Origin of the sequence: Pseudomonas sp. PS01300 (genome assembly GCF_029960155.1) — a bacterium.
Lineage (GTDB): Bacteria > Pseudomonadota > Gammaproteobacteria > Pseudomonadales > Pseudomonadaceae > Aquipseudomonas > Aquipseudomonas palmensis.
Genome location: NZ_JASCPN010000013.1, coordinates 69,672 through 91,589 on the forward strand (window position 1 = coordinate 69,672; position 21,918 = coordinate 91,589).

At 65.8% G+C, this 21,918-nt stretch carries 26 protein-coding genes; 23 read left to right on the forward strand and 3 right to left on the reverse strand.

Going from position 1 to position 21,918, the window contains the following annotated elements:
* The first annotated feature begins 19 nt into the window (after positions 1-19).
* From QMX96_RS09750 to QMX96_RS09790, 9 genes are all read left to right on the forward strand, one after another.
* A complete protein-coding gene (locus QMX96_RS09750; protein ID WP_043861826.1) occupies positions 20-808 on the forward strand; it encodes a protein phosphatase CheZ in 789 nt (262 codons plus the stop codon).
* A 12-nt stretch (positions 809-820) separates the two neighbouring features.
* On the forward strand, positions 821-3,070 hold the full coding sequence (locus QMX96_RS09755) for a chemotaxis protein CheA (protein WP_282361674.1): 2,250 nt from the start codon (positions 821-823) through the stop codon (positions 3,068-3,070).
* A gap of 45 nt (positions 3,071-3,115) precedes the next feature.
* Complete coding sequence (locus QMX96_RS09760) at positions 3,116-4,237, forward strand: chemotaxis response regulator protein-glutamate methylesterase (RefSeq protein WP_282361675.1); 1,122 nt, start codon at positions 3,116-3,118, stop codon at positions 4,235-4,237.
* Positions 4,237-4,977: a flagellar motor protein gene (locus QMX96_RS09765; protein WP_043861829.1), complete on the forward strand. Its 741-nt coding sequence runs from the start codon at positions 4,237-4,239 to the stop codon at positions 4,975-4,977. Before QMX96_RS09760 ends, QMX96_RS09765 begins: the two co-directional genes overlap by 1 nt.
* A 3-nt stretch (positions 4,978-4,980) precedes the next feature.
* On the forward strand, positions 4,981-5,868 hold the full coding sequence (motD, locus tag QMX96_RS09770; protein WP_043861830.1) for a flagellar motor protein MotD: 888 nt from the start codon (positions 4,981-4,983) through the stop codon (positions 5,866-5,868).
* Positions 5,869-5,911: 43 nt separating this feature from the next.
* Positions 5,912-6,700, forward strand: coding sequence for a ParA family protein (locus QMX96_RS09775; protein ID WP_043861831.1), 789 nt, complete (start codon positions 5,912-5,914; stop codon positions 6,698-6,700).
* Positions 6,700-7,593 (forward strand): chemotaxis protein CheW, encoded by an 894-nt coding sequence (locus QMX96_RS09780; protein WP_282361676.1) that lies wholly within the window; start codon positions 6,700-6,702, stop codon positions 7,591-7,593. Before QMX96_RS09775 ends, QMX96_RS09780 begins: the two co-directional genes overlap by 1 nt.
* 64 nt (positions 7,594-7,657) lie before the next feature.
* A complete protein-coding gene (locus QMX96_RS09785) occupies positions 7,658-8,137 on the forward strand; it encodes a chemotaxis protein CheW (RefSeq protein ID WP_043861833.1) in 480 nt (159 codons plus the stop codon).
* A 1-nt stretch (position 8,138) separates the two neighbouring features.
* Positions 8,139-8,531 carry a DUF2802 domain-containing protein gene (locus QMX96_RS09790; RefSeq protein WP_043861834.1) on the forward strand — a complete coding sequence of 131 codons (393 nt, stop codon included), beginning with the start codon at positions 8,139-8,141 and terminating at the stop codon, positions 8,529-8,531.
* 25 nt (positions 8,532-8,556) lie between these two features.
* Here the strand turns inward: QMX96_RS09790 and QMX96_RS09795 are convergent, their stop codons facing one another.
* Positions 8,557-8,892, reverse strand: a complete 336-nt coding sequence (locus tag QMX96_RS09795) for an EscU/YscU/HrcU family type III secretion system export apparatus switch protein (RefSeq protein WP_282361677.1) — start codon at positions 8,890-8,892, stop codon at positions 8,557-8,559.
* A complete protein-coding gene (locus QMX96_RS09800) occupies positions 8,889-10,460 on the reverse strand; it encodes a flagellar hook-length control protein FliK (RefSeq protein ID WP_078480273.1) in 1,572 nt (523 codons plus the stop codon). Before QMX96_RS09800 ends, QMX96_RS09795 begins: the two co-directional genes overlap by 4 nt.
* Before the next feature lie 182 nt (positions 10,461-10,642).
* Between QMX96_RS09800 and ccmA the strand changes: the two genes are divergently transcribed.
* The 12 genes from ccmA to QMX96_RS09860 all read left to right on the forward strand — a co-directional run bounded on the left by ccmA (position 10,643) and on the right by QMX96_RS09860 (position 19,467).
* Complete coding sequence (gene ccmA, locus QMX96_RS09805; protein ID WP_043861837.1) at positions 10,643-11,275, forward strand: cytochrome c biogenesis heme-transporting ATPase CcmA; 633 nt, start codon at positions 10,643-10,645, stop codon at positions 11,273-11,275.
* The gene (gene ccmB, locus QMX96_RS09810; protein ID WP_043861838.1) at positions 11,272-11,940 is read left to right on the forward strand and encodes a heme exporter protein CcmB; all 669 of its coding nucleotides are present in this window, start codon (positions 11,272-11,274) and stop codon (positions 11,938-11,940) included. The genes ccmA and ccmB overlap by 4 nt, the downstream gene beginning before the upstream one ends.
* Before the next feature lie 43 nt (positions 11,941-11,983).
* Positions 11,984-12,760 carry a heme ABC transporter permease gene (locus QMX96_RS09815; RefSeq protein WP_043861839.1) on the forward strand — a complete coding sequence of 259 codons (777 nt, stop codon included), beginning with the start codon at positions 11,984-11,986 and terminating at the stop codon, positions 12,758-12,760.
* A complete protein-coding gene (gene ccmD / locus QMX96_RS09820; protein WP_043861840.1) occupies positions 12,757-12,933 on the forward strand; it encodes a heme exporter protein CcmD in 177 nt (58 codons plus the stop codon). The genes QMX96_RS09815 and ccmD overlap by 4 nt, the downstream gene beginning before the upstream one ends.
* Complete coding sequence (ccmE, locus tag QMX96_RS09825; RefSeq protein ID WP_058542048.1) at positions 12,930-13,385, forward strand: cytochrome c maturation protein CcmE; 456 nt, start codon at positions 12,930-12,932, stop codon at positions 13,383-13,385. The genes ccmD and ccmE overlap by 4 nt, the downstream gene beginning before the upstream one ends.
* An 11-nt stretch (positions 13,386-13,396) precedes the next feature.
* Positions 13,397-15,370 (forward strand): heme lyase CcmF/NrfE family subunit, encoded by a 1,974-nt coding sequence (locus QMX96_RS09830; RefSeq protein ID WP_167400228.1) that lies wholly within the window; start codon positions 13,397-13,399, stop codon positions 15,368-15,370.
* Positions 15,367-15,903 carry a DsbE family thiol:disulfide interchange protein gene (locus QMX96_RS09835; RefSeq protein WP_043861843.1) on the forward strand — a complete coding sequence of 179 codons (537 nt, stop codon included), beginning with the start codon at positions 15,367-15,369 and terminating at the stop codon, positions 15,901-15,903. The genes QMX96_RS09830 and QMX96_RS09835 overlap by 4 nt, the downstream gene beginning before the upstream one ends.
* Entirely contained in the window at positions 15,900-16,376 is a 477-nt protein-coding gene (locus QMX96_RS09840) for a cytochrome c-type biogenesis protein (RefSeq protein ID WP_043861844.1), read from the forward strand. The genes QMX96_RS09835 and QMX96_RS09840 overlap by 4 nt, the downstream gene beginning before the upstream one ends.
* Complete coding sequence (ccmI, locus tag QMX96_RS09845; RefSeq protein WP_282361679.1) at positions 16,369-17,553, forward strand: c-type cytochrome biogenesis protein CcmI; 1,185 nt, start codon at positions 16,369-16,371, stop codon at positions 17,551-17,553. Before QMX96_RS09840 ends, ccmI begins: the two co-directional genes overlap by 8 nt.
* A gap of 10 nt (positions 17,554-17,563) precedes the next feature.
* Positions 17,564-17,974, forward strand: a complete 411-nt coding sequence (locus QMX96_RS09850; RefSeq protein WP_043861846.1) for a hypothetical protein — start codon at positions 17,564-17,566, stop codon at positions 17,972-17,974.
* A gap of 49 nt (positions 17,975-18,023) precedes the next feature.
* Positions 18,024-18,962, forward strand: coding sequence for a 2-hydroxyacid dehydrogenase (locus QMX96_RS09855; RefSeq protein ID WP_282361680.1), 939 nt, complete (start codon positions 18,024-18,026; stop codon positions 18,960-18,962).
* A gap of 91 nt (positions 18,963-19,053) precedes the next feature.
* Complete coding sequence (locus QMX96_RS09860; protein WP_282361681.1) at positions 19,054-19,467, forward strand: GFA family protein; 414 nt, start codon at positions 19,054-19,056, stop codon at positions 19,465-19,467.
* Here QMX96_RS09860 and QMX96_RS09865 read toward each other — a convergent pair.
* The gene (locus tag QMX96_RS09865; protein ID WP_054915613.1) at positions 19,460-20,353 is read right to left on the reverse strand and encodes a LysR substrate-binding domain-containing protein; all 894 of its coding nucleotides are present in this window, start codon (positions 20,351-20,353) and stop codon (positions 19,460-19,462) included. The genes QMX96_RS09860 and QMX96_RS09865 overlap by 8 nt on opposite strands.
* A gap of 156 nt (positions 20,354-20,509) precedes the next feature.
* Between QMX96_RS09865 and QMX96_RS09870 the strand changes: the two genes are divergently transcribed.
* Positions 20,510-21,442 (forward strand): DMT family transporter, encoded by a 933-nt coding sequence (locus tag QMX96_RS09870; RefSeq protein WP_043861850.1) that lies wholly within the window; start codon positions 20,510-20,512, stop codon positions 21,440-21,442.
* A gap of 91 nt (positions 21,443-21,533) precedes the next feature.
* Positions 21,534-21,872, forward strand: coding sequence for an FKBP-type peptidyl-prolyl cis-trans isomerase (locus QMX96_RS09875; RefSeq protein WP_043861851.1), 339 nt, complete (start codon positions 21,534-21,536; stop codon positions 21,870-21,872).
* Positions 21,873-21,918 lie beyond the last annotated feature (46 nt).

Here is a 21,918-nt window from a genome sequence, read left to right on the forward strand (position 1 = left end):
GTACGCCACGGGGGCGCTTATGGAGCAAAAAAGATCATCTTTGGACGACTTCGAGTCGACTCTGAAGAAACATGCCCAGGAGCTGGTCAGCAGCCTTGAAAAAGGCAGGTTCGGCGACGCGGTGCAACTGATCCATCAGCTGAACCAGACCCGTGACCTTGGCCTGTACCAGGAAGTCGGCAAGCTTACCCGCGAGCTGCACAGTGCGATCGTCAGTTTCCAGATCGATCCGCACATGCCGCAGGCCGAGGAAGTCTCGCAGATTACCGACGCCACCGAACGCCTGTCGTACGTGGTCAAGCTGACCGAGGGCGCTGCCAACCGCACCATGGACCTGGTGGAGGCAAGCACGCCGGTACTCAACGACCTCAGTGCCGAGGCGGCCAGCCTGAGTGGCGACTGGCAGCGCTTCATGCGCCGCGAAGTCGAGGCTCCGGAGTTTCGCGAGCTGGTCAAGCGCGTCGACAGTTTCCTGACGCACAGCGCCGAGGGCAACCGCAAGGTCGCCGGCCATCTCAACGACATTCTTCTGGCTCAGGACTACCAAGACCTGACCGGCCAGGTGATCAAGCGCGTCACGGCACTGGTCACCGAAGTAGAAAGCAATCTTCTGAAGCTCGTGTTGATGGCGAGTCAGGTCGACCGGTTCGCCGGCATCGAGCATGACCACGACCAGCTGCGTGCCGAAAAAGATCAAGAAAAACATCCGACTCGGGGTGAAGGACCACAGATTCATGCCGATAAACGTGAAGACGTTGTGTCCGGTCAGGACGATGTCGACGATCTGCTGTCCAGCCTGGGTTTTTAGGGAGCACGTTTAATGAGCTTCGGCGCCGATGAAGAAATCCTCCAGGATTTTCTGGTAGAAGCCGGCGAAATTCTTGAGCAACTGTCCGAGCAACTGGTCGAGCTGGAAAGCCGCCCGGATGATGCCGACCTGCTCAATGCAATTTTTCGCGGTTTTCACACTGTAAAAGGGGGCGCCGGCTTCCTCCAGCTCAATGAGCTGGTGGAGTGCTGCCACATCGCCGAAAACGTCTTCGACATCCTGCGCAAGGGTGAACGACGTGTGGACGCCGAACTGATGGACGTGGTCCTGGAAGCCCTGGACACCGTCAACAGCATGTTCGGCCAGGTGCGCGAGCGCACCGACATCACCGCAGCCACTCCGGAACTGCTGGCCGCCCTGGCGCGCCTGGCCGAACCTGCCGGTGCCGAAGCGGCGGCGCCTGCGCCTGCGCCGGTGGCGGCGGCGGCGGTTGCCGAGCCGGAGCCTGAAGCCGAGGCGAGCGGGGGTGATATCACCGACAGCGAGTTCGAGCAGTTGCTCGACTCGCTCAATGCCGCCAAGGCCCAGGCCGAGGCGCCCGAGCCGGTGGCCGTGGACGCTGCCAGCGATGAAATCACCGACGCCGAGTTCGAGTCGTTGCTGGACCAGTTGCATGGCAAGGGCCAGTTCGCCCCCGACAGCGTGGCGGCGGCATCTGCTGCTGCACCTGGCGCGGACGCGGCGCCCAGCGGTGATATTACCGACGATGAATTCGAAGCACTGCTGGACCAGTTGCACGGCAAGGGCACCTTTGCCGCCGATGCACTGCCCGGCGCTGTAGCGGCCGCCGCACCGGCCGCTGCCGCACCCGCAGCGGCGGGTGACCATATTTCCGAACACGAATTCGAGGCCCTGCTCGACGAGTTGCACGGCAAGGGCAAGTTCGCGCCCGACGCCGTCAGCGGCGCTGGCGCTGCCAGCGCGCCTGCTGCTGCGGCGACGGTTGCGGCCAAGCCGGCGGCCAAGCCCGCAGCGGCAGCCGCTGCACCGGCACCGGCACCGGCCAAGGCCCCCGCCCCCGCGCCGGCCCGTCAGGCGGCTCCCGCTGCCGACAAGCATCCGGCCAGCGAGGCCGAGACCACCGTGCGGGTCGACACTGCGCGCCTGGACGAGATCATGAACATGGTCGGCGAACTGGTGCTGGTGCGTAACCGCCTGGTGCGCCTGGGCCTGAACAGCGGCGATGAAGCCATGTCCAAGGCCGTCTCGAACCTGGACGTGGTGACCGCCGACCTGCAGACCGCGGTGATGAAGACCCGCATGCAGCCGATCAAGAAGGTCTTCGGGCGCTTCCCGCGTCTGGTTCGCGACCTGGCCCGCCAGCTCAAGAAAGAGATCAACCTGGAGCTGGTCGGCGAAGAGACCGACCTGGACAAGAACCTCGTCGAGGCCCTGGCCGACCCGCTGGTGCACTTGGTGCGCAACGCCGTCGACCATGGCGTGGAAACCCCGGAAGAGCGCGAAGCCGCCGGCAAGTCGCGCAATGGCAAGGTGATCCTCGCTGCCGAACAGGAAGGCGACCACATCCTGCTGTCGATCTCAGATGACGGCAAGGGCATGGATGCCAATGTCCTGCGCGCCATTGCGGTCAAGCGCGGGGTGATGGACAAGGACGCCGCCGATCGCCTCAGCGAAAGCGACTGCTACAACCTGATCTTCGCCCCGGGCTTCTCGACCAAGACCGAGATCTCCGACGTGTCCGGTCGCGGTGTGGGCATGGACGTGGTCAAGACCAAGATTTCCCAGCTCAACGGCTCGATCAACATCTACTCGACCAAGGGCCAGGGCTCGAAGATCGTCATCAAGGTGCCGCTGACCCTGGCGATCATGCCGACCCTGATGGTGATGCTCGGCAACCAGGCCTTCGCCTTCCCGCTGGTGAACGTCAACGAGATTTTCCACCTGGACCTGTCGCGCACCAACGTGGTCGACGGCCAGGAAGTGGTGATCGTGCGTGACAAGGCCTTGCCGCTGTTCTACCTCAAGCGCTGGCTGGTCAGCTCGGCAGCCCACGAGGAGCAGCGTGAAGGCCACGTGGTGATCCTGTCGGTGGGTACCCAGCGCATCGGCTTCGTGGTCGACCAGCTGGTGGGCCAGGAAGAGGTGGTCATCAAGCCGTTGGGCAAGATGCTGCAGGGCACCCCGGGCATGTCGGGCGCCACCATTACCGGTGACGGGCGCATTGCGCTGATCCTCGACGTGCCGAGCATGCTCAAGCGTTACGCCGCTCGGCGTATCTGATCCCGGTGGCGTGGCCAGGTGGCCGCGCCCCGTAATGGAGTGTTTATGGTAGTCAAGGTCCTGGTGGTGGATGATTCCGGTTTTTTCCGCCGCCGTGTCTCGGAAATTCTTTCAGCGGACCCGACTATCCAGGTGGTCGGTACCGCGACCAACGGCAAGGAAGCGATCGATCAGGCGCTGTCGCTCAAGCCCGACGTCATCACCATGGACTATGAAATGCCCATGATGGATGGCATCACCGCCGTGCGTCATATCATGCAGCGCTGCCCCACGCCTGTACTGATGTTCTCCTCGCTCACCCACGAAGGCGCCCGCGTCACCCTCGATGCACTGGACGCCGGTGCGGTGGACTACCTGCCGAAAAACTTCGAGGACATCTCGCGCAACCCCGAGAAGGTCAAGCAGATGCTGTGCGAAAAGGTGCATACCATTTCGCGCAGCAACCGCCGTTTCAGCAGCTATGCCAGCCCGGCACCGGCGGCAGCGCCTGTACCGTCGCACAGCGCCGGCAGCAGCGCCCCGGCAGCGTCCATGCGCGCCGCCCCGGTTGCCCCGCAAGCCCCTGCGCGGGCCGCTGCACCCAGCTCGCCGGCGCCCAAGCGCAAGGCCTACAAGCTGCTGGCCATCGGTACCTCCACCGGTGGTCCGGTGGCGCTGCAGCGCGTGCTGACCCAGCTGCCGGCCAACTTCCCGGCGCCGATCGTGCTGATCCAGCACATGCCGGCGGCCTTCACCAAGGCCTTCGCCGAGCGCCTGGACAAGCTGTGCCGCATCAGCGTCAAGGAGGCCGAGGACGGCGACGTGCTGCGCCCCGGCCTGGCCCTGCTGGCACCGGGCGGCAAGCAGATGATGGTCGACGGGCGCGGCACGGTGAAGATCCTGCCAGGTGACGAACGCCTCAACTACAAGCCCTGCGTGGACATCACCTTCGGTTCGGCGGCCAAGTCGTATGGCGACAAGGTGCTGGCCGTGGTGCTGACCGGCATGGGCGCCGATGGCCGCGAAGGCGCGCGCCTGCTCAAGCAGGGCGGCAGCCAGGTGTGGGCCCAGGACGAAGCCAGCTGCGTGATCTATGGCATGCCCATGGCCATTGCCAAGGCCAACCTGGCCGATGCGGTGTACGGCCTGGACGAGATCGGCCGGCACCTGGTAGAGGCGTGCATCTGATGGACGTGTTGAGCCTTATCGGGATCATCCTGGCGTTCGTCGCCATCGTTGGCGGCAACTACCTCGAAGGCGGCCATCTGTCGGCGCTGATCAATGGCCCGGCGGCGCTGATCGTGATCGGCGGGACGCTGGCGGCCTCGCTGCTGCAGGCCCCCATGAGCGCGTTCAAGCGCGCCCTGCAGATCGTGCGCTGGATCCTCTTCCCGCCGCGGGTCGACCTGGCCGGCGGTATCGACCGGGTGGTCAACTGGAGCCTCACCGCACGCAAGGAAGGCCTGCTGGGCCTTGAGGGCGTGGCCGATGCCGAGCCCGACCCGTATGCCCGCAAGGGCCTGCAGCTGCTGGTCGACGGCGCCGAGCCCGAAGCCATCCGCAGCATCCTCGAGGTGGATTTCTACACCCAGGAAAGCCGTGACATCCAGGCCGCCAAGGTGTTCGAGAGCATGGGCGGCTATGCGCCGACCATCGGCATCATCGGCGCGGTGATGGGCCTGATCCACGTGATGGGCAACCTGGCCGACCCGACCCAGCTGGGCAGCGGTATCGCCGTGGCGTTCGTGGCCACCATCTACGGCGTGGCCAGTGCCAACCTGATCCTGTTGCCGATCGCCAACAAGCTCAAGGCCCTGGCCATGCGCCAGTCGCGCTATCGCGAGATGCTCCTGGAAGGCTTGCTGTCGATTGCCGAAGGCGAGAACCCACGTTCAATCGAACTGAAGCTTCAGGGCTTCATGGAGTAAGCCATGGCCCGTCGTCGTCAACCCGAGGAACATGAAAACCACGAACGCTGGCTGGTGTCGTATGCCGACTTCATCACCTTGCTGTTCGCCTTCTTCGTGGTCATGTATTCGATTTCCTCGATCAACGAGGGCAAGTACAAGGTCATCTCGCAGGCGCTGATCGGCGTGTTCAACGATCCCGAGCGCAGCATGAAGCCGATTCCGATAGGCGACGAGCGCCCCCTCAGCGTCAAGCCGGCCGAACCGCTGATCAAGGACAGCGAGCAGGTCGATGCGGGCCTGGGGCAAAGCTCCAGCGACCCGCTGCAGACCATCGCCGACGATGTGCGCGATGCCTTTGGCGACCTGATCAAGTCCGACCAGATGACCGTGCGTGGCAACGAACTGTGGATCGAGATCGAGCTCAATTCCTCGCTGTTGTTCGGCAGTGGCGATGCCATGCCCAGCGACAAGGCGTTCGACATCATCGACAAGGTGGCGCACATCATCAAGCCGTTCGCCAACCCGGTGCACGTCGAAGGCTTCACCGATGACCAGCCGATCCGCACGGCGCAGTACCCGACCAACTGGGAGCTGTCGTCGGCACGGGCGGCGAGCATCGTGCGCCTGCTGGCGATGGAAGGGGTCAACCCGGCACGCATGGCTTCTGTGGGCTACGGCGAGTTCCAGCCCATCGCCAGCAATGCCAGCCCTGAAGGGCGCGCGCAGAACCGCAGGGTGGTGCTGGTGATCTCGCGCAATCTGGAGGTGCGCCGCAGCCTGACCGGTACCGGCAGCGCCAATGCCACACCCGATGCGGCGCTCAAGCGTGCTGGCACACAAACTGCACCGCCAGCCGTAGCACCGACGGCCGGGCGCAATCCCGTCAATTCCCCGTCGTCGACCCTTTAATCGATCCCGGCAGGGTCCGACCCGACCGGGAGGAAGCAGCGCAATGAGAGTCTGGGCAGTAGCCAATCAAAAAGGTGGTGTCGGCAAGACCACCACATCCATCGCCCTGGCCGGCCTGCTGGCCGAGGCGGGCAAGCGCGTGGTCGTGGTCGACCTCGACCCGCACGGGTCCATGACCAGCTACTTCGGTCACAACCCGGACACCCTCGAGCACAGCAGCTACGACCTGTTCCTGCACAAGGGCACGGTGCCCGAAGGGCTGCCGGGCCAGCTGTTGCTGCCCACCAGCGACGAGCGCATCTCGCTGCTGCCTTCGAGCACCGCCCTGGCGGTGCTCGAGCGTCAGTCACCGGGCCAGAGTGGCCTGGGCCTGGTGATCGCCAAGAGTCTGGCGCAGCTGTGGCAGGATTTCGACTACGCGATCATCGACAGCCCGCCGTTGCTGGGCGTTCTGATGGTCAATGCGCTGGCTGCCAGCCAGCAACTGGTGATCCCGGTGCAGACCGAATACCTGGCGGTGAAAGGCCTCGAGCGCATGGTCAGCACGCTGAGCATGGTCAATCGCTCGCGCAAGCAGGCCTTGCCGTACCACATCGTGCCGACCCTGTTCGACCGCCGCACCCAGGCCTCGATGGGCACCCTGCGGGTGCTGCGCGACGCTTATCCCGAGACCATCTGGCAGGGCTACATTCCGGTCGATACGCGCCTGCGCGACGCCAGCCGTGCCGGGCTCACGCCGTCGCAGTTCGATGGCAGGAGCCGTGGCGTGATTGCCTACCGGGCATTGCTCAAGCATCTGCTGGCGCAGAATGCCGTTGCGCAGGTGGCCTGATGAACAGCCCGCAGCAGGTCACCATAAAGCCTCAACTGGCCTTGCAGTCGTACCTGGACGGCCTGTTGCAGGAGGCCACCGAAGAGCTGCAGCCATTGCCCCTGGCGGTGGCCGAACGCGTCGCAGTGGCCCCGGCCCCGGTGGTCGTCACGGCGCCTGAAGCGATCGACGAGTTCCAGGCAGCAGTGCTCGAAGAACAGGCCCGTGACGCCCGGCTCAAGACCGCAGCGCCGGCATTCGCCGAGCCGACGCGGCTGGTCATGCCGGTGATGGCGCCACCGGTGGTGGCCAAGGTGGTGGAGGCGGCCCCGGTGGTCGCCCCGGTCATCGCCGACGTGCCAACCCCGGTCGAGCCGCTGGTGCAGGTGCACCTGCCCGCAGCACCGGACCAGCCGGTGCCGCCGTTGACGGACGACGGTCGCCCGGCCTGGGCCGCCGAGCCGTTCGAATGCCTGCTGTTCGACGTTGCCGGGCTGACCCTGGCGGTGCCGCTGGTGTGTCTGGGCTCGATCTACTCGCTGGCCGGCCAGGAGCTCACGCCGCTGTTCGGCCAGCCCGAGTGGTTCCTGGGCATCCTGCCGAGCCAGGCGGGCAACCTGAAGGTGCTCGACACGGCGCGCTGGGTCATGCCCGACCGCTACCGCGACGACTTCCGCCAGGGGCTGCAATACGTTATTTCGGTACAGGGCTACGAGTGGGGGCTGGCGGTGCATCAGGTCAGCCGCTCGCTGCGCCTGGACCCGAGCGAGATCAAGTGGCGTAGCCAGCGTGGGCAGCGCCCGTGGCTTGCCGGTACGGTCATCGAACACATGTGCGCGCTGCTGGATGTCGCCGAGCTGGCCGAGCTGATCGCCAGCGGCGCCGTCAAGCAGATGCACGGTACGCATAAATAATCGGTCGCAACTGCCGCGACCGCACTGAGTACACCGCCGAGAACGGCTTTTGAGGGTTAGGGGAATGAAAAACATGACTGCGCAGGGTTCCGACGATCCGATTCTGCAGTGGGTAACGTTCAAGCTGGACAACGAGTCCTACGGCATCAACGTGATGCAGGTCCAGGAAGTGCTGCGCTACACCGAAATCGCTCCGGTGCCGGGCGCGCCGAGCTATGTGCTGGGCATCATCAACCTGCGCGGCAATGTGGTGACCGTGATCGACACGCGCCAGCGCTTCGGCCTGATGTCTGCCGAAATCTCCGACAACAGCCGTATCGTGATCATCGAGGCGGACAAGCAGGTGGTCGGCATCCTGGTCGATAGCGTGGCCGAGGTCGTGTACCTGCGTCAGTCGGAGATCGAGACCGCGCCGAATGTCGGCAACGAGGAATCGGCCAAGTTCATCCAGGGCGTGTGCAACAAGAACAACGAACTGCTGATCCTGGTCGAGCTGGACAAGATGATGACCGAGGAAGAGTGGTCCGAGCTGGAGAATATCTGAGTTGATTCTCGAGGGTGCTGTCATATTTCTGGCGCTGGTCTGGATCCTCAGCCTGTGGCTGTTCTACGGCTACAGCAAGCGCCAGCGCGAGCTGGCCTCGCAGCAGGCTCAGGGCGATGCGCTGCGTGACCAGCGCATCAAGGACCTGGCCAAGCGTGTGGACGATTACCAGAACGGTACGGTGCGCATGGGCGACGCGTTGCACGAGCTGCGCGCCGTGGTGGCGCCGTTGCCGGACAAGCTGATGCAACTGGAGCAGCGCGACCCCAACAGCCTGTCGTTCGCCCAGGCGGCGCGGCTGGTGGGCATGGGCGCCAGCGTCGACGAGCTGACCCAGTCCTGCGGCCTGACCCAGGCCGAAGCCGAGCTGATGAGCAAGCTGCACCGCAGCTGATGCAAGGCACCCGGCCTGCGCGGCGTCAGTCCGGCGCAGGCAGGCTGTACAGGTTCGGGGTAATGTCGCGCTCCTGCGGGGCGTTGTCCACGAACCCCTCCGGCACCTGGCCCTTGAGCTGCCAGGCGAAGGCAATGATCTCGGCGATGGTCAGGTACAGCGCCTCCGGGATCTGATCGCCCAGCTCCATGCGCGCCAGCAGGCGTACCAACTCGGCATTTTCGTAGATCGGCACTTCGTGTTCGCGGGCAATGGCCAGGATCGCCTCGGCCAGCTCGTCGTCGCCCTTGGCGCTCAAGGTCGGGGCCTGCTGGCCGTCGTAGGTCAGGGCAATGGCCTGACGTGGCGGGGTCTGGTTCATGCGTTTTCATCCACCCAGCGTTGTTCCAGATGCGTACGCGGCCCCTGTGGCGGCGTACCGTGATGGCACAGCAGTTCACCGACGTTGAGCCCGCGCTCCACCAACCGCGCGCGCAGCTTGCCGAGCTGGCTGTCGATCAGTTGCGCGGTGCTCGGCAGCTCCGCCCACAGCTGGCTGGACAGGTTGCCCTGGCTGATCTGCGCCTGCACCTGCAAGGGCCCCAGCGGGCTGAGGTCGAATGCCAGCTCCACGCGCCAGAGCATCTCCAGCGGGTCGCGCTGTTCGCGTTCCGGGTCGGCCTGCTGCTCGGGGGTTTCCTCGCGCTGCAGCTTCACTTGCAGCGGCATGAACTCCTGACCATTGCGCACCGGTATCTCCAGTTGCCAGGTGGTCTGCAGGTTGCCGTCGGCGGTGGTGCGGGTTTGCTCCAGGCCAGCGAGCTGGTGGCTCTGCAGGCGTGAAATGGCTGCCGCTGCCAGGCGCAGCAGGTGTTCCAGGTCGCCTTCTTCGTCGCCACTTTGCAGCAGCCGCGAGGGCAGCGGAAAGCTTCCCGGGGCCGGGCGCGGGCTTACCTGGCCGAGCATGCCCAGGGCGTTGCGCACCATGCCCGGCAGCACCTGGGCCAGGGTGCTGGCGGCCACGGCCGGGTTGAACTGGGTGCTGCCGGGGAGGCCGGGCAGCAACTGCGCCACCAGCCGGATCACCTGGGCCTTGAGGTCGGGGGCGAGGGCGGCGGGGGCGCCAGCCAGCAGTTTGGCTTCCAGAAACGCGCCGCTGTTGTTCAGGGCCTGGGCCAGGCCCTTGGCCGTGCCGAGCTGTTCCATGTCCGGCAGGCTGGCCAGCAGGGTGCTCACGCTGGCCCGCACATCGGCCGGCAGGCGCTGCTCGGCGCTCATCTGTTGCAGGCTGGCGAGCAGGCCCGGCAGCGAGGCCTGGCGGCTCAGCTGCGCGCTCAGGTGCTGGGTGATCGCCAGTTGTTCCTGGCGCCCGCTCAGGGGCACGAAGCTGATCGACTGTTCACCCTGTACCCGTGCGCTGAGCAGGCTGCCCAGCGCCAGTGGCCGAGGGCTGTCGATGTTCAGGGTGGCGCCGGCCTGGGCGGTGTTGAGCAGGGTCACCAACGAGCGGAACAAGGCCGGCTGCCCGGCGGCCTGGGGCAGCGCCTGGGTGGTCAGCACCTTGCCCTGCAGCAGGGTGCCCGGCGGCAACTGGCGGGTGTCGAGCTGGGTGAGGGTGGCCACGTTGCGCGCGATGGCCTGCTGCACGGTGATGCTCAGGTTGCCGGCATTGGGCTGGCTGACCGTCAGCTCGCTGCCCTGGGGCAGGGGCTGGCTGGCGCTGGTCTGCACGGTAGTCTGGCGCCCGTTGGTCTGGGTCAGTTGCAGCAGCAGCTGGAAGTCCTGACCGACCTGGCGCAACGACAGTACCTGCGCCTGCGCGGTCTCGCCCGGGGCGAGCAGGGCAGGCTGGGGTTGCAGCAGCTTGAGCAGTTCGCCGGTCATCGCCGCGCTGCGCGCCTGGGGGTTGGCCAGGGCCTGCGGGCCAAGGCTGTTGATTTCGCCTGTCATCACGTTGCAACCTGTGGAAATAGCCCTCTTTGCAGTAGGACATGCCATGTATAATGCCGCCCGTTCCTGGCGGGTGCGCACGTCCTGTGGCGTGCCCGATGCGACCGGCCATGCCGTACAGCTGTTGCTCAGTATAACGGCCAGGCCCGGACCGACTTGAGACCGAACCATAAGGCGAACCTGTGACCCCTCGACTCGAAGCTGTGGGCCTGGCCTGCGAGCGCGACTGGCGAATGCTTTTCGAACACCTCGAACTGCACCTGGCGGCCGGTGACATGCTGCAGATCAGCGGCCCCAATGGCAGCGGCAAGACCAGCCTGCTGCGCCTGCTCAGCGGGTTGATGCGGCCCACCAGCGGTGAAATCCGCCTGGACGGCAAGCCCTTGGCCGAGCAGGGCAGTGAACTGGCCAGGATGCTGCTGTGGATCGGTCATGCGGCCGGCATCAAGGACCTGCTCACCGCCGAGGAAAACCTGGCCTGGCTGTGCGCCCTGCATCAGCCTGCCAGCCGCGAGGCGATCTGGCAGGCACTGGCGGCCGTGGGCCTGCGCGGCTTCGAAGATGTTGCCTGCCATACCCTGTCGGCCGGCCAGCAGCGCCGCGTGGCGCTGGCGCGGCTGTACCTGGACAGCCCGCCGCTGTGGATTCTCGACGAACCCTTCACCGCCCTCGACAAGCAGGGCGTGGCCCAGCTCGAAGCGCACCTGGCGGCGCATTGCGAGCGCGGCGGCATGGTCGTGCTGACCACCCACCACACGCTGGCGCAGACGCCGTCCGGCTACCGAGAACTGAACCTGGGGCAGTACGCGGCATGAGTGTGTTCGTTCATTTGCTGCGCCGAGAAGCGCAGGTGCTGTGCCGCCGTCCGGCCGAGCTTGCCAACCCATTGGTGTTCTTCGCGATCGTGATCGCGTTGTTCCCGTTGGCGGTCGGGCCGGAGACGCAATTGTTGCAAAACTTGTCCCCTGGGTTAGTCTGGGTGGCCGCCCTTTTATCCGTTCTGCTCTCGCTGGACGGGCTGTTTCGCAGTGATTTCGAGGACGGATCCCTCGAGCAGTGGGTCCTTTCGCCGCACCCCCTGGCGCTTCTGGTATTGGCAAAGGTGCTGGCACACTGGGCCTTTTCCGGCCTGGCACTGGTATTGTTGTCGCCGCTGCTGGCCCTGATGCTCGGTTTGCCGGTGCAATGCCTGCCGGTACTGCTGGCCTCGCTGCTGCTCGGTACCCCGGTACTGAGCCTGCTGGGTGCAGTGGGCGCAGCCTTGACCGTGGGTTTGAAGCGCGGTGGCCTGCTGCTGGCACTGCTTATTTTGCCGTTATATATCCCGGTGTTGATCCTGGGCAGTGGCGCCTTGCAGGCGGCACTGCAAGCTATGCCGGCGACCGGTTACCTGCTCTGGCTTGGCAGCCTGACCGCCCTTGCAGTAACCCTGGCACCCTTTGCAATAGCGGCTGGCCTGAAGATCAGCGTCGGCGAATAATGAGGTCTGGGCCCCGCCCAGCAAAGACCCTGGATGTACCGTGATGAAAAGCAGCGCAATAAGCTGGACGTGGTTTCACAAGCTGGGTTCACCCAAATGGTTCTATGCCATCAGCGGCCGCATGCTGCCGTGGCTGAGCATCGCCGCCATCCTGCTGATCGCCGTGGGCGTGGTCTGGGGCCTGGCCTTCGCCCCGCAGGACTACCAGCAGGGCAACAGTTTCCGAATCATCTACATCCACGTGCCGGCGGCCATGCTGGCGCAGTCGTGCTACGTGATGCTGGCGGTGGCCGGCGTGGTCGGCCTGGTCTGGAAGATGAAGATCGCCGACGTGGCACTGCAATGCGCCGCGCCCATCGGCGCCTGGATGACCGTGGTGGCCCTGAGCACCGGTGCCATCTGGGGCAAGCCGACCTGGGGCAGCTGGTGGGTTTGGGATGCACGACTAACGTCGATGCTGATCCTGCTGTTTCTGTACTTCGGTCTGATTGCCCTGGGCCAGGCGATCAGCAATCGTGAGAGCGCGGCCAAGGCCTGCGCGGTACTGGCGATTGTCGGCGTGATCAACATTCCGATCATCAAGTACTCGGTGGAGTGGTGGAACACCCTGCACCAGGGCGCCACCTTCACCCTCACCGAAAAGCCGGCGATGCCTGCCGAGATGTGGCTGCCGCTGCTGCTGACCGTGCTGGGGTTCTATTGCTTCTTCGGGGCGGTGCTGCTGTTGCGCATGCGCCTTGAAGTGCTGCGGCGCGAGGCACGCGCCAGTTGGGTCAAGGATGAAGTGTTGGGCCACCTGGGGCGGGAGACCGCACGATGAGTTTTGCCAGCTTCAATGATTTCCTCGCCATGGGCCATCACGGCCTCTATGTCTGGTCGGCCTATGGCATCTGCCTGCTGGTGCTGGCCATCAATGTTGCCGCGCCCGTACTGAGCAAGCGCCGGTATCTGCAAGAAGAAGCGCGCCGCCTGCGCCGGGAGAAGTCCAAGTGAATCCGCAACGCAAGAAGCGTCTGTTCATCATCCTCGGCCTGCTGGTGGGTGTCGGCGTCGCCGTCGGCCTGGCCCTGAGCGCGCTGCAGCAGAACATCAACCTGTTCTATACCCCTACCCAGATCGCCAACGGCGAAGCCCCGCTCGATACCCGCATCCGGGCTGGCGGCATGGTCGAGGCCGGTTCCCTGCAACGCTCCGGCGACTCGCTGGACGTACGTTTCGTGGTCACCGACTTCAACAAGTCGGTGCCCATCACCTACCGCGGCATCCTGCCCGACCTGTTCCGTGAAGGGCAGGGCATCGTCGCCCTGGGCAAGCTCAACGCCGAGGGCGTGGTGGTGGCCGACGAGGTGCTGGCCAAGCACGACGAAAAATACATGCCGCCCGAGGTCACCAAGGCCCTGAAGGAAAGCGGCCAGGTGTCCACCGACGGCGGAGCCAAGCCATGAATGCTGCACTGATGATTCCCGAGCTGGGCCAGTTGGCGATGATCCTGGCCATCTGTTTTGCCGGCGTTCAGGCCAGCGTGCCGCTGCTCGGCGCCTGGCGGGGCGACAGCCTGTGGATGAGCCTGGCACGCCCGGCGGCGTGGGGTCAGTTCGCCTTCCTGGCGTTTGCCTTCGCCTGCCTGACTCATGCCTTCATGACCGACAACTTCTCGGTGGCGTATGTGGCCAGCAACTCCAACAGCGCCTTGCCCTGGTACTACAAGTTCAGCGCCGTGTGGGGCGCCCACGAAGGCTCGCTGCTGCTGTGGGCGCTGATCCTGGGCGGCTGGACCTTCGCCGTGTCGATCTTCTCGCGCCAGTTGCCGCAGGTGATGCTGGCCCGGGTGCTGGCGGTGATGGGCATGATCAGCGTGGGCTTCCTGTCGTTTCTGATTGTTACCTCCAACCCGTTCCAGCGCCTGCTGCCGCAGGTGCCTGCCGATGGTCGCGACCTCAACCCCCTGCTGCAGGACATCGGCCTGATCGTGCACCCGCCGATGCTCTACATGGGCTACGTGGGCTTCTCGGTGGCCTTCGCCTTCGCCATCGCCGCCTTGCTCGGCGGGCGCCTGGACGCGGCCTGGGCACGCTGGTCGCGGCCCTGGACCATCGTGGCCTGGGCGTTCCTGGGCATCGGCATCACCCTGGGCTCGTGGTGGGCCTACTACGAACTCGGCTGGGGTGGCTGGTGGTTCTGGGACCCGGTCGAAAACGCCTCGTTCATGCCGTGGCTGGTGGGCACCGCACTGATCCACTCGCTGGCCGTCACCGAGAAGCGCGGCGTGTTCAAGAGCTGGACCGTGCTGCTGGCGATCGCTGCATTTTCGCTGAGCCTGCTGGGCACCTTCCTGGTGCGTTCCGGCGTGCTGACCTCGGTGCACGCCTTTGCCGCCGACCCTGAGCGCGGCGTGTTCATCCTGATCTTCCTGCTGTTCGTGGTCGGCGGTTCGCTGACCCTGTTCGCCTTGCGCGCCCCGGTGGTCAAGAGCCAGGTCGGGTTCGCCTTGTGGTCGCGGGAAACCCTGCTGCTGGCCAACAACCTGGTGCTGGTGGTGGCGGCCTCGATGATCCTGCTGGGCACCCTGTACCCGCTGGTGCTCGATGCACTGACCGGGGCCAAGCTGTCGGTGGGGCCGCCTTACTTCGATGCGCTGTTCATCCCGCTGATGGCCCTGCTGATGGTGGTGATGGCGGTCGGCGTGATCGTGCGCTGGAAGGACACCCCGACGAAATGGCTGGTGAGCATGCTCACCCCGGTGGCGATCGGCAGCGTGGTGCTGGCACCCATCGGCGGGCTGCTGGTGGACGACTTCGACTGGCAGGTACTGACCACCTTCGCCCTGGCGGCGTGGATCCTGCTGGCCGGCGTGCGCGACCTGCTCGACAAGACCCGTCACAAGGGCCTGCTCAAGGGCATGCGCGGCCTGAGCCGCAGTTACTGGGGCATGCATGTGGCACACCTGGGCATCGCGGTATGCGCCCTGGGCGTGGTGCTGTCGAGCAACAACAGCGCCGAGCGCGACCTGCGCCTGGCGCCGGGCGAGTCGATGGAACTGGGCGGCTACCAGTTCGTGTTCGAAGGCGCCAAGCATTTCGAAGGGCCGAACTTCACCTCCGACAAGGGCACCGTGCGCGTGCTGCGGGACGGTCGTGAAATCAGCGTGCTGCACCCGGAAAAACGCCTGTACACCGTGCAGCAGTCGGTGATGACCGAGGCCGGCATCGATGCCGGTTTCACCCGCGACCTGTACGTGGCGCTGGGCGAGTCGCTGGACAACGGCGCCTGGGCCGTGCGCGTGCACGTCAAGCCGTTCGTGCGCTGGATCTGGCTGGGCGGCCTGCTGACCGGCCTGGGCGGCCTGATGGCGGCGATGGACAAGCGGTATCGGGTCAAGGTGAAAAGCCGGGTACGTGAAGTACTGGGCATGTCGGGAGCAACTGCATGAAGCGTTGGATCATGGTGCTGCCGCTGGCGGTGTTTCTGCTGGTGGCGGTGTTTCTGTACCGGGGCCTGTACCTGGACCCGTCCGAGCTGCCCTCGGCGATGATCGGCAAACCCTTCCCGGCGTTCTCGCTGCCGACCGTGGAAGGCGACCGGACCCTGACCCGCGACGACCTGCTGGGCAAGCCGGCGCTGGTCAACGTGTGGGCCACCTGGTGCCCTTCGTGCAAGGTCGAGCACCCGGTGCTGAACAAGCTGGCCGAGCAGGGCGTGGTGATCTACGGGGTCAACTACAAGGACGAGAACGCGGCTGCGATCAAGTGGCTGACCGAGTTCCACAACCCCTACCAGATCGGCATCCGTGACGAGCACGGCACCCTCGGCCTGGACCTGGGTGTGTACGGCGCGCCGGAGACCTTCATCATCGACGCCAAGGGCATCATCCGGCACAAGTTCGTCGGCGTGGTCGACCAGACCGTGTGGCGCGAGCAACTGGCGCCGCTATACCAGGGCCTGCTCGACGAGGCCGGCCAATGAGGCGCTGGCTGGCAGGCGCGCTGCTGGGCCTGAGCATCGCCGGCGTGGCCCACGCGGCCATCGACACCTATCAGTTCGCCGACGACGCCGAGCGCGAGCGTTACCACGTGCTGACCAAGGAACTGCGCTGCCCCAAGTGCCAGAACCAGGACATCGCCGACTCCAACGCACCGATTGCCGCCGACCTGCGCCGCGAGATCTTCCGCATGCTCGGCGAAGGCAAGGACAACCAGCAGATCATCGACTTCATGGTCGACCGCTATGGCGACTTCGTGCGCTACAAGCCGGCCCTGACGGCGCGTACCTGGCTGCTGTGGTTCGGCCCGGGCATCCTGCTGCTGGGCGGCTTCGGCATGCTGGCGCTGATCGTGCGCAAGCGCCGTACCCAGGCGGCGGGCGGCACCGTCGACCTTTCCCCCGAGGAGCGTGAGCGCCTCGCCAAACTGCTGGACAAAGAACGCACCCATGACTGAATTCTGGCTTCCCGCAGGCCTGCTGTTACTGGTAGCCCTGAGCTTTCTGCTGATCCCGGTGTTGCGCGTGCGTCGTGCGCAACAGGAAGAAGACCGTACCGCGTTGAACGTGGCCCTGTACCAGGAGCGCGTGGCCGAACTGCAGGCCCAGGGCGAGGCCGGTGTGCTCACCGCCGAGCAACTGGACCGTGGCCGCGACGAGGCCGCCCGCGAATTGCTGGCCGACACAGACAACGCCGAACCCGACCGCAGTGCGCGCCTGGGCAAGACCTTGCCGCTGCTGGCCGCGGTGCTGGTGCCGGTGATGGGCCTCGGGCTGTACCTGCACTTTGGCGCCAGCGACAAGGTCGAGCTGACCCGCGAGTTCGCCCAGGCGCCGCAGTCGGTGCAGGAGATGACTTCGCGCCTGGAACGTGCGGTGCAGGCCCAGCCAGACTCGGCCGAAGGCCTGTACCTGCTGGGCCGTGCCTACATGGCCCAGGAACGCGCCACCGATGCTGCCAAGGCCTTCGAACGCGCTGCCGCCCTGGCCGGGCGTCAGCCTGAGCTGCTTGGGCAATGGGCGCAGGCGCTGTACTTCGGTAACGGCAAGCAGTGGACAGCGCAGATGCAGGCGTTGACCGACGAAGCGCTCAAGGCCGATCCGGCGGAAGTCACCAGCCTGGGGCTGCTGGGTATCGCCGCGTTCGAGGACGGGCGCTACCAGCAGGCCATCGACTACTGGAACCGTCTGATTGCCCAGCTGCCCGAGGGCGATGCCTCGCGTGCCGCGCTGCAGGGCGGCATCGAGCGGGCTGGCGAACGGCTCAAGGCCGCGGGCCAGGCGCCGGCCACCAGCGCACGCCTGACGGTGCGGGTCGAGCTGGCGCCGGCGCTCAAGGACAAGGTGCGTCCTGATGACAGCGTGTTCATCTTTGCCCGCGCCAGTTCCGGGCCGCCGATGCCGCTGGCGGCCAAGCGCGTGACCGTGGCCGACCTGCCGATCGAGGTTCAGCTCAGCGACAGCGATGCGATGATGCCGAACATGAAACTGTCGAGCTTCCCCGAAGTCCAACTGGTTGCGCGCGTCTCCCGTGCCGGCCAGCCGACCAAGGGTGAGTGGATCGGCCGTGGCAGCCCGCTGGCCAGCAGCACCGAGGCGCCGCAGCACCTGACCATCGACAGCCCGGACCCGTAGAGAGCTCACTATGAACAGCATCGCACGCCTCACCCTGATCGCCCTGGCCGTGGGCTTGAGTGCGTGTACGGTGCATCGGCCCAGCGAGCCCACCGTGCCGCCGATCGAAACCCTGCCGCCGACCGGGCCGGTGATCAAACCGGTGCCGGGGCCCAAGCCAGGTACCCCGGCCACGCTGCCGACGCCCAAGCCGATGCCACGCACCTCGGCAAGCTTCGCGCCGCCGCCGGGTGGCGCCAGCCACTGGGACCCTAAACTCGGGGTGTACGTGCTCGAAGGCAAGACCAACACCTTCTACCGCCAACGCACCTACTACCGCTTCAGCAATGGCTGGAGCTGGGCCACCAGCCCTGACGGCCCCTGGCAGGACACCGACAGCAGCGGCGTGCCGGGCGGCCTGGGACGGGCTTTCGCCCAGTAAGCCCAAGCCGGCATAATGCCCCTTTTTGCGAATGGCCAGGGGGCAGGGCATGACACACAAGGTACTGGTGCTGGTAGAAACGGTGGATGACTACCTGCCCTTGCTCGAACAGGCCGGCTTCGAGCTGATTCGTGCACAGACCCCGGCCCTGCGTGCCGAGGCCATCGCCCGCCACGGCGGCGCAATCGATGCGGTACTGACCCGCGGGCCGCTGGGCTTGCGGGCCGACGAAATCGCCGCCTTGCCCCATCTGAAAATCATCTGCGTCATCGGCGCCGGCTACGAGGAAGTGGACCTGGCAGCGGCTGCTGCGCGTGGCATCACCGTGACCAATGGCGCCGGTGCCAACGCCACGGCGGTGGCCGACCATGCCCTGGCGCTGCTGTTCGCCATCGTGCGCGATATTCCCCGTGCCGATGCCACCACCCGCCAGGGGCAGTGGAACCGTGTGATCAGCCCGTCGCTGAGCGGCAAGCGCCTCGGGGTACTGGGCCTTGGCGCGACGGGGTTGGCGATTGCCCGGCGTGCGGCGCTGGGCTTCGACATGCAGGTCAGCTACCACAACCGCCGGCCACGCACCGACGTGCCCTACACCTGGTGCGAAAGCCCGCTGGCGCTGGCGGGTGAGGTGGACTTTCTGATCGTTGCCACCCCGGGCGGGGCCGGTACGCGCCACTTGGTCGACGCGGCGGTGCTGGACGCACTGGGGCCTCAGGGTTTTCTGGTGAACATTGCGCGGGCCAGCGTGGTGGACACCGATGCGATGGTGGCGGCGTTGCGCGAAGGGCGTATTGCCGGGGCCGGGCTGGATGTGTTCGATGCCGAGCCTGAAGTGCCGCAGGCACTCAAGGCGCTGGACAACGTGGTGCTGACCCCGCATGTGGCCGGACAGTCGCCGGAAGCGGCGCGCGATACGGTGGCGCTGGTGCTGCGCAACCTTCAGGTGTTCTTTGCCGGGGAACCGGTGTTGACCCCGGTGACGGCGTAATCCGCTGTAGGAGCCGGCCTTGCCGGCGAAAGGGCCGGGGCCGACTGCTGCTAGACTTCAGCCCTACCGCTCACCGCAAGGACCCTGCACCATGTCCCAACCCCAGGAAAAACACGGCAGTTGCCTGTGCGGCGCCATCCATCTCAGCGTCAGCCTCGACAACGCCAGTGTCAGCGCCTGCCATTGCAGCATGTGCCGCAAATGGTCCGGTGGCCCGTTGATGGTGGTGCACAGCACCCAGACCCTCAGGCTCAGCGGCGACACCCCGCGCATCTACGATTCCTCCGAGTGGGCCCAGCGCGGCTTCTGCGGCACCTGCGGCACCCACCTGTTCTATCGCCTCAAGGCCGGCGGCTTCGACGCCGTGCCGGTGGGCGTGCTCGATGGCGAGAGTGACTGGGCGCTGGAACTGCAGATCTACATCGATCAGAAGCCGGGTTACTACTGCTTCGCCAACCAGACCCGGACCCTCACCGGCGCGGAGGTGGAAGCGCAGTTCAGTTGAGCGCCAGCAACCAGTCCCTGAACACCTGGGCCGCCGGCGAGCACACACGCTGCCTGTCGTGCACCAGGTAGTCGGCCTGGCCGGTGTGCACGACGAACTCCGACACCGGCCGCACCTGCCCGCTGGCGATGCGCTCGCGGGCCATGAACTCCCAGCCCAACCCCACCCCCATGCCCTGCATCACCGCGTCGAACACCAGGGTGATCTGATTGAATGTCACCGCATCGGCCGGCGCCTTGTAGCGCACCCCCAGGTGCGCGAACCAGTCGGGCCAATCCAGACAGTTCCAGGCCGAGGCATCCAGCTGGATCAGCGGCAGGGCCTGCAGCGCCGCCAGCGAATCGGCTGGCGGCAGGGCCCGCTGGGTGCTGACGATGGGGTAGATGCATTCATCGAACAGCTTGTCGGCCTGCAGTGAACTCCAGCGGCCATGGCCGTACAGCACGCCGAAGTCATAGTTGCCCACCACGCGTTCATCCATCTCGTTGCTGGCATGGATGTTAACTGTCAGTTCGGGGTGCTGTGCGTTGAAGCGCAGCAGCCGCGGGAACAACCAGTACTGTGCCACCGCATGGGTGCAGATCACGCTGACATTGCGGCTGCCGTGCCCGCTCTTGAGGCGCAATACGTTGGCCAGCAGGCTGTCGAGCATCGGCTCGACGATGGCATTGAAGCCACTGCCGGCGGCGGTCAGGGTGATGCCGCGGGCGCGGCGTTCGAACAGCGGCGCACCCAGGTGTTCTTCAAGCAGCTTGATCTGTTTGCTCACCGCGCTCTGGGTCAGCGACAGCTCGGCGGCGGCGCGGGTGAAGCTGCCGGTGCGTACCACCGCCTCGAAAGCGATCAGGGTATCCAGCGGGGGCAGGTGACGGCTGAAGCGGCTCATTGCGGTGTCTTCGGTTCAGGGAATGGCTGGATGGTAAACCCGGTGCTTTGCGCTTTAAAGGTATTCCCCATGGGAATGCCTGCATGCCGAATGATCTTTTGCCTGGACGCCTGCATTTGGCTAGCCTGCCTGCTCTGAAAAACGAGGAGCAGGCAAGTGAAACGGGGTGTGGCGTATGCCGGCGTGGCCGGTGCGATGTGGGGCATGGTGCTGATGGTGCCGCAACTGCTGCCGGAGTTCAGCCCGGTGCTGCTGGCCTGTGCGCGGTTCGTCCTGCTGGGGGCGGTATCGCTCGCGCTGCTGCTGCCAATGCGCAAGGCGCTGCGTCAGCTCGAACGGGCAGACGTGTGGATGCTGGCGCGCCTGGCGCTGATCGGCAACCTGCTGTACTTCATGTGCCTGGTGGCGGCGATCCAGCGCCTGGGCGTGGCGCCGGCATCGCTGATCGTTGGTGTGCTGCCGCTGACCATCACCCTGTACGGGCGCAATGACAGCGGCGCGGTGGCCCTGTCGCGCCTGGCCGGGCCGTTGGCGCTGATCCTGGCGGGCATGCTGTGCATCAACCTGCAGACCTTCGCGGTGGAGCCGGGGGCGGTGCAGGACAAGCTCGCCGGGCTGCTCTATGCGCTGGCCGCGCTGGCCTGCTGGACCTGGTACGCCACCTACAACAGCCGCTATCTCAAGCAGTGCCGGCACCTGGACAGCCATCAGTGGTCGGTGCTCACCGGGGTGGTGACCGGCGTGTTCAGCCTGGTGCTGGTGGCGCTGCTGTGGGTGTGGCAGCCGCAGCAGTTGCAGGTGCAGGCCACTGCTGAGCGCTGGCAGCTGTTCTGGGCGTTCAGCCTGGGTTGCGCGCTGTTTGGCTCGTGGCTGGCGGGGGTGTTGTGGAATGCGGCAGCCAAGCGCATGCCGCTGACCCTGAGCGGGCAGTTGATCGTGTTCGAGACCCTGTTTGCCTTGCTGTATGCGTTCATCTGGCGCCAGAGCGGGCCGAACCTGCTGGAGGGCGCGGCGATCGTGCTGGTGGTGGGCGGGGTGTGCTGGTCGATGCGCCAGCACGAGCCGGTGACAGCCGGCGCCACCTCATGAGCCGAGTTCGCTCCCCACAGCCTTGCAAAACACGGCCATTGCTGCGAAAACGCATCGGCAGAAAACGTCCCATAGCCGTCAGAGATCACCCATGAGCAACGAACTTCAAATCATCGACCTCCAGTTGGGCGACGGCAAGGCGGCCGTCAAGGGGGCGCTGATCACCACCCAGTACACCGGCTGGCTGGACGATGGCAGCGTATTCGATTCCTCCCACCAACGCGGCAAGCCGTTCCAGTGCGTGATCGGCACCGGCCGCGTGATCAAGGGCTGGGACCAGGGCCTGATGGGCATGCAGGTGGGCGGCAAGCGCAAGCTGATCGTGCCGGCGCACCTGGGTTACGACGCGCGCAGCGTAGGCAGCATCCCGCCGAATTCGACCCTCACCTTCGAGATCGAGTTGCTCGAGGTCCTCACCCGCGACGATTGAGGGCTGAGTAATTCTCATTACAGTCTTTGGCCCTGATGCCGATAAC

Bases quoted from the DNA above. Each gene is read 5' to 3' on its own strand.
- QMX96_RS09750 (WP_043861826.1), top strand. From the start codon at position 20: ATGGAGCAAAAAAGATCATCTTTGGACGACTTCGAGTCGACTCTGAAG.
- QMX96_RS09755 (WP_282361674.1), top strand. From the start codon at position 821: ATGAGCTTCGGCGCCGATGAAGAAATCCTCCAGGATTTTCTGGTAGAA.
- QMX96_RS09760 (WP_282361675.1), top strand. From the start codon at position 3,116: ATGGTAGTCAAGGTCCTGGTGGTGGATGATTCCGGTTTTTTCCGCCGC.
- QMX96_RS09765 (WP_043861829.1), top strand. From the start codon at position 4,237: ATGGACGTGTTGAGCCTTATCGGGATCATCCTGGCGTTCGTCGCCATC.
- motD (WP_043861830.1), top strand. From the start codon at position 4,981: ATGGCCCGTCGTCGTCAACCCGAGGAACATGAAAACCACGAACGCTGG.
- QMX96_RS09775 (WP_043861831.1), top strand. From the start codon at position 5,912: ATGAGAGTCTGGGCAGTAGCCAATCAAAAAGGTGGTGTCGGCAAGACC.
- QMX96_RS09780 (WP_282361676.1), top strand. From the start codon at position 6,700: ATGAACAGCCCGCAGCAGGTCACCATAAAGCCTCAACTGGCCTTGCAG.
- QMX96_RS09785 (WP_043861833.1), top strand. From the start codon at position 7,658: ATGAAAAACATGACTGCGCAGGGTTCCGACGATCCGATTCTGCAGTGG.
- QMX96_RS09795 (WP_282361677.1), bottom strand. From the start codon at position 8,892: ATGAACCAGACCCCGCCACGTCAGGCCATTGCCCTGACCTACGACGGC.
- QMX96_RS09800 (WP_078480273.1), bottom strand. From the start codon at position 10,460: ATGACAGGCGAAATCAACAGCCTTGGCCCGCAGGCCCTGGCCAACCCC.
- ccmB (WP_043861838.1), top strand. From the start codon at position 11,272: ATGAGTGTGTTCGTTCATTTGCTGCGCCGAGAAGCGCAGGTGCTGTGC.
- QMX96_RS09815 (WP_043861839.1), top strand. From the start codon at position 11,984: ATGAAAAGCAGCGCAATAAGCTGGACGTGGTTTCACAAGCTGGGTTCA.
- ccmD (WP_043861840.1), top strand. From the start codon at position 12,757: ATGAGTTTTGCCAGCTTCAATGATTTCCTCGCCATGGGCCATCACGGC.
- QMX96_RS09830 (WP_167400228.1), top strand. From the start codon at position 13,397: ATGATTCCCGAGCTGGGCCAGTTGGCGATGATCCTGGCCATCTGTTTT.
- QMX96_RS09835 (WP_043861843.1), top strand. From the start codon at position 15,367: ATGAAGCGTTGGATCATGGTGCTGCCGCTGGCGGTGTTTCTGCTGGTG.
- QMX96_RS09840 (WP_043861844.1), top strand. From the start codon at position 15,900: ATGAGGCGCTGGCTGGCAGGCGCGCTGCTGGGCCTGAGCATCGCCGGC.
- ccmI (WP_282361679.1), top strand. From the start codon at position 16,369: ATGACTGAATTCTGGCTTCCCGCAGGCCTGCTGTTACTGGTAGCCCTG.
- QMX96_RS09850 (WP_043861846.1), top strand. From the start codon at position 17,564: ATGAACAGCATCGCACGCCTCACCCTGATCGCCCTGGCCGTGGGCTTG.
- QMX96_RS09855 (WP_282361680.1), top strand. From the start codon at position 18,024: ATGACACACAAGGTACTGGTGCTGGTAGAAACGGTGGATGACTACCTG.
- QMX96_RS09860 (WP_282361681.1), top strand. From the start codon at position 19,054: ATGTCCCAACCCCAGGAAAAACACGGCAGTTGCCTGTGCGGCGCCATC.
- QMX96_RS09865 (WP_054915613.1), bottom strand. From the start codon at position 20,353: ATGAGCCGCTTCAGCCGTCACCTGCCCCCGCTGGATACCCTGATCGCT.
- QMX96_RS09875 (WP_043861851.1), top strand. From the start codon at position 21,534: ATGAGCAACGAACTTCAAATCATCGACCTCCAGTTGGGCGACGGCAAG.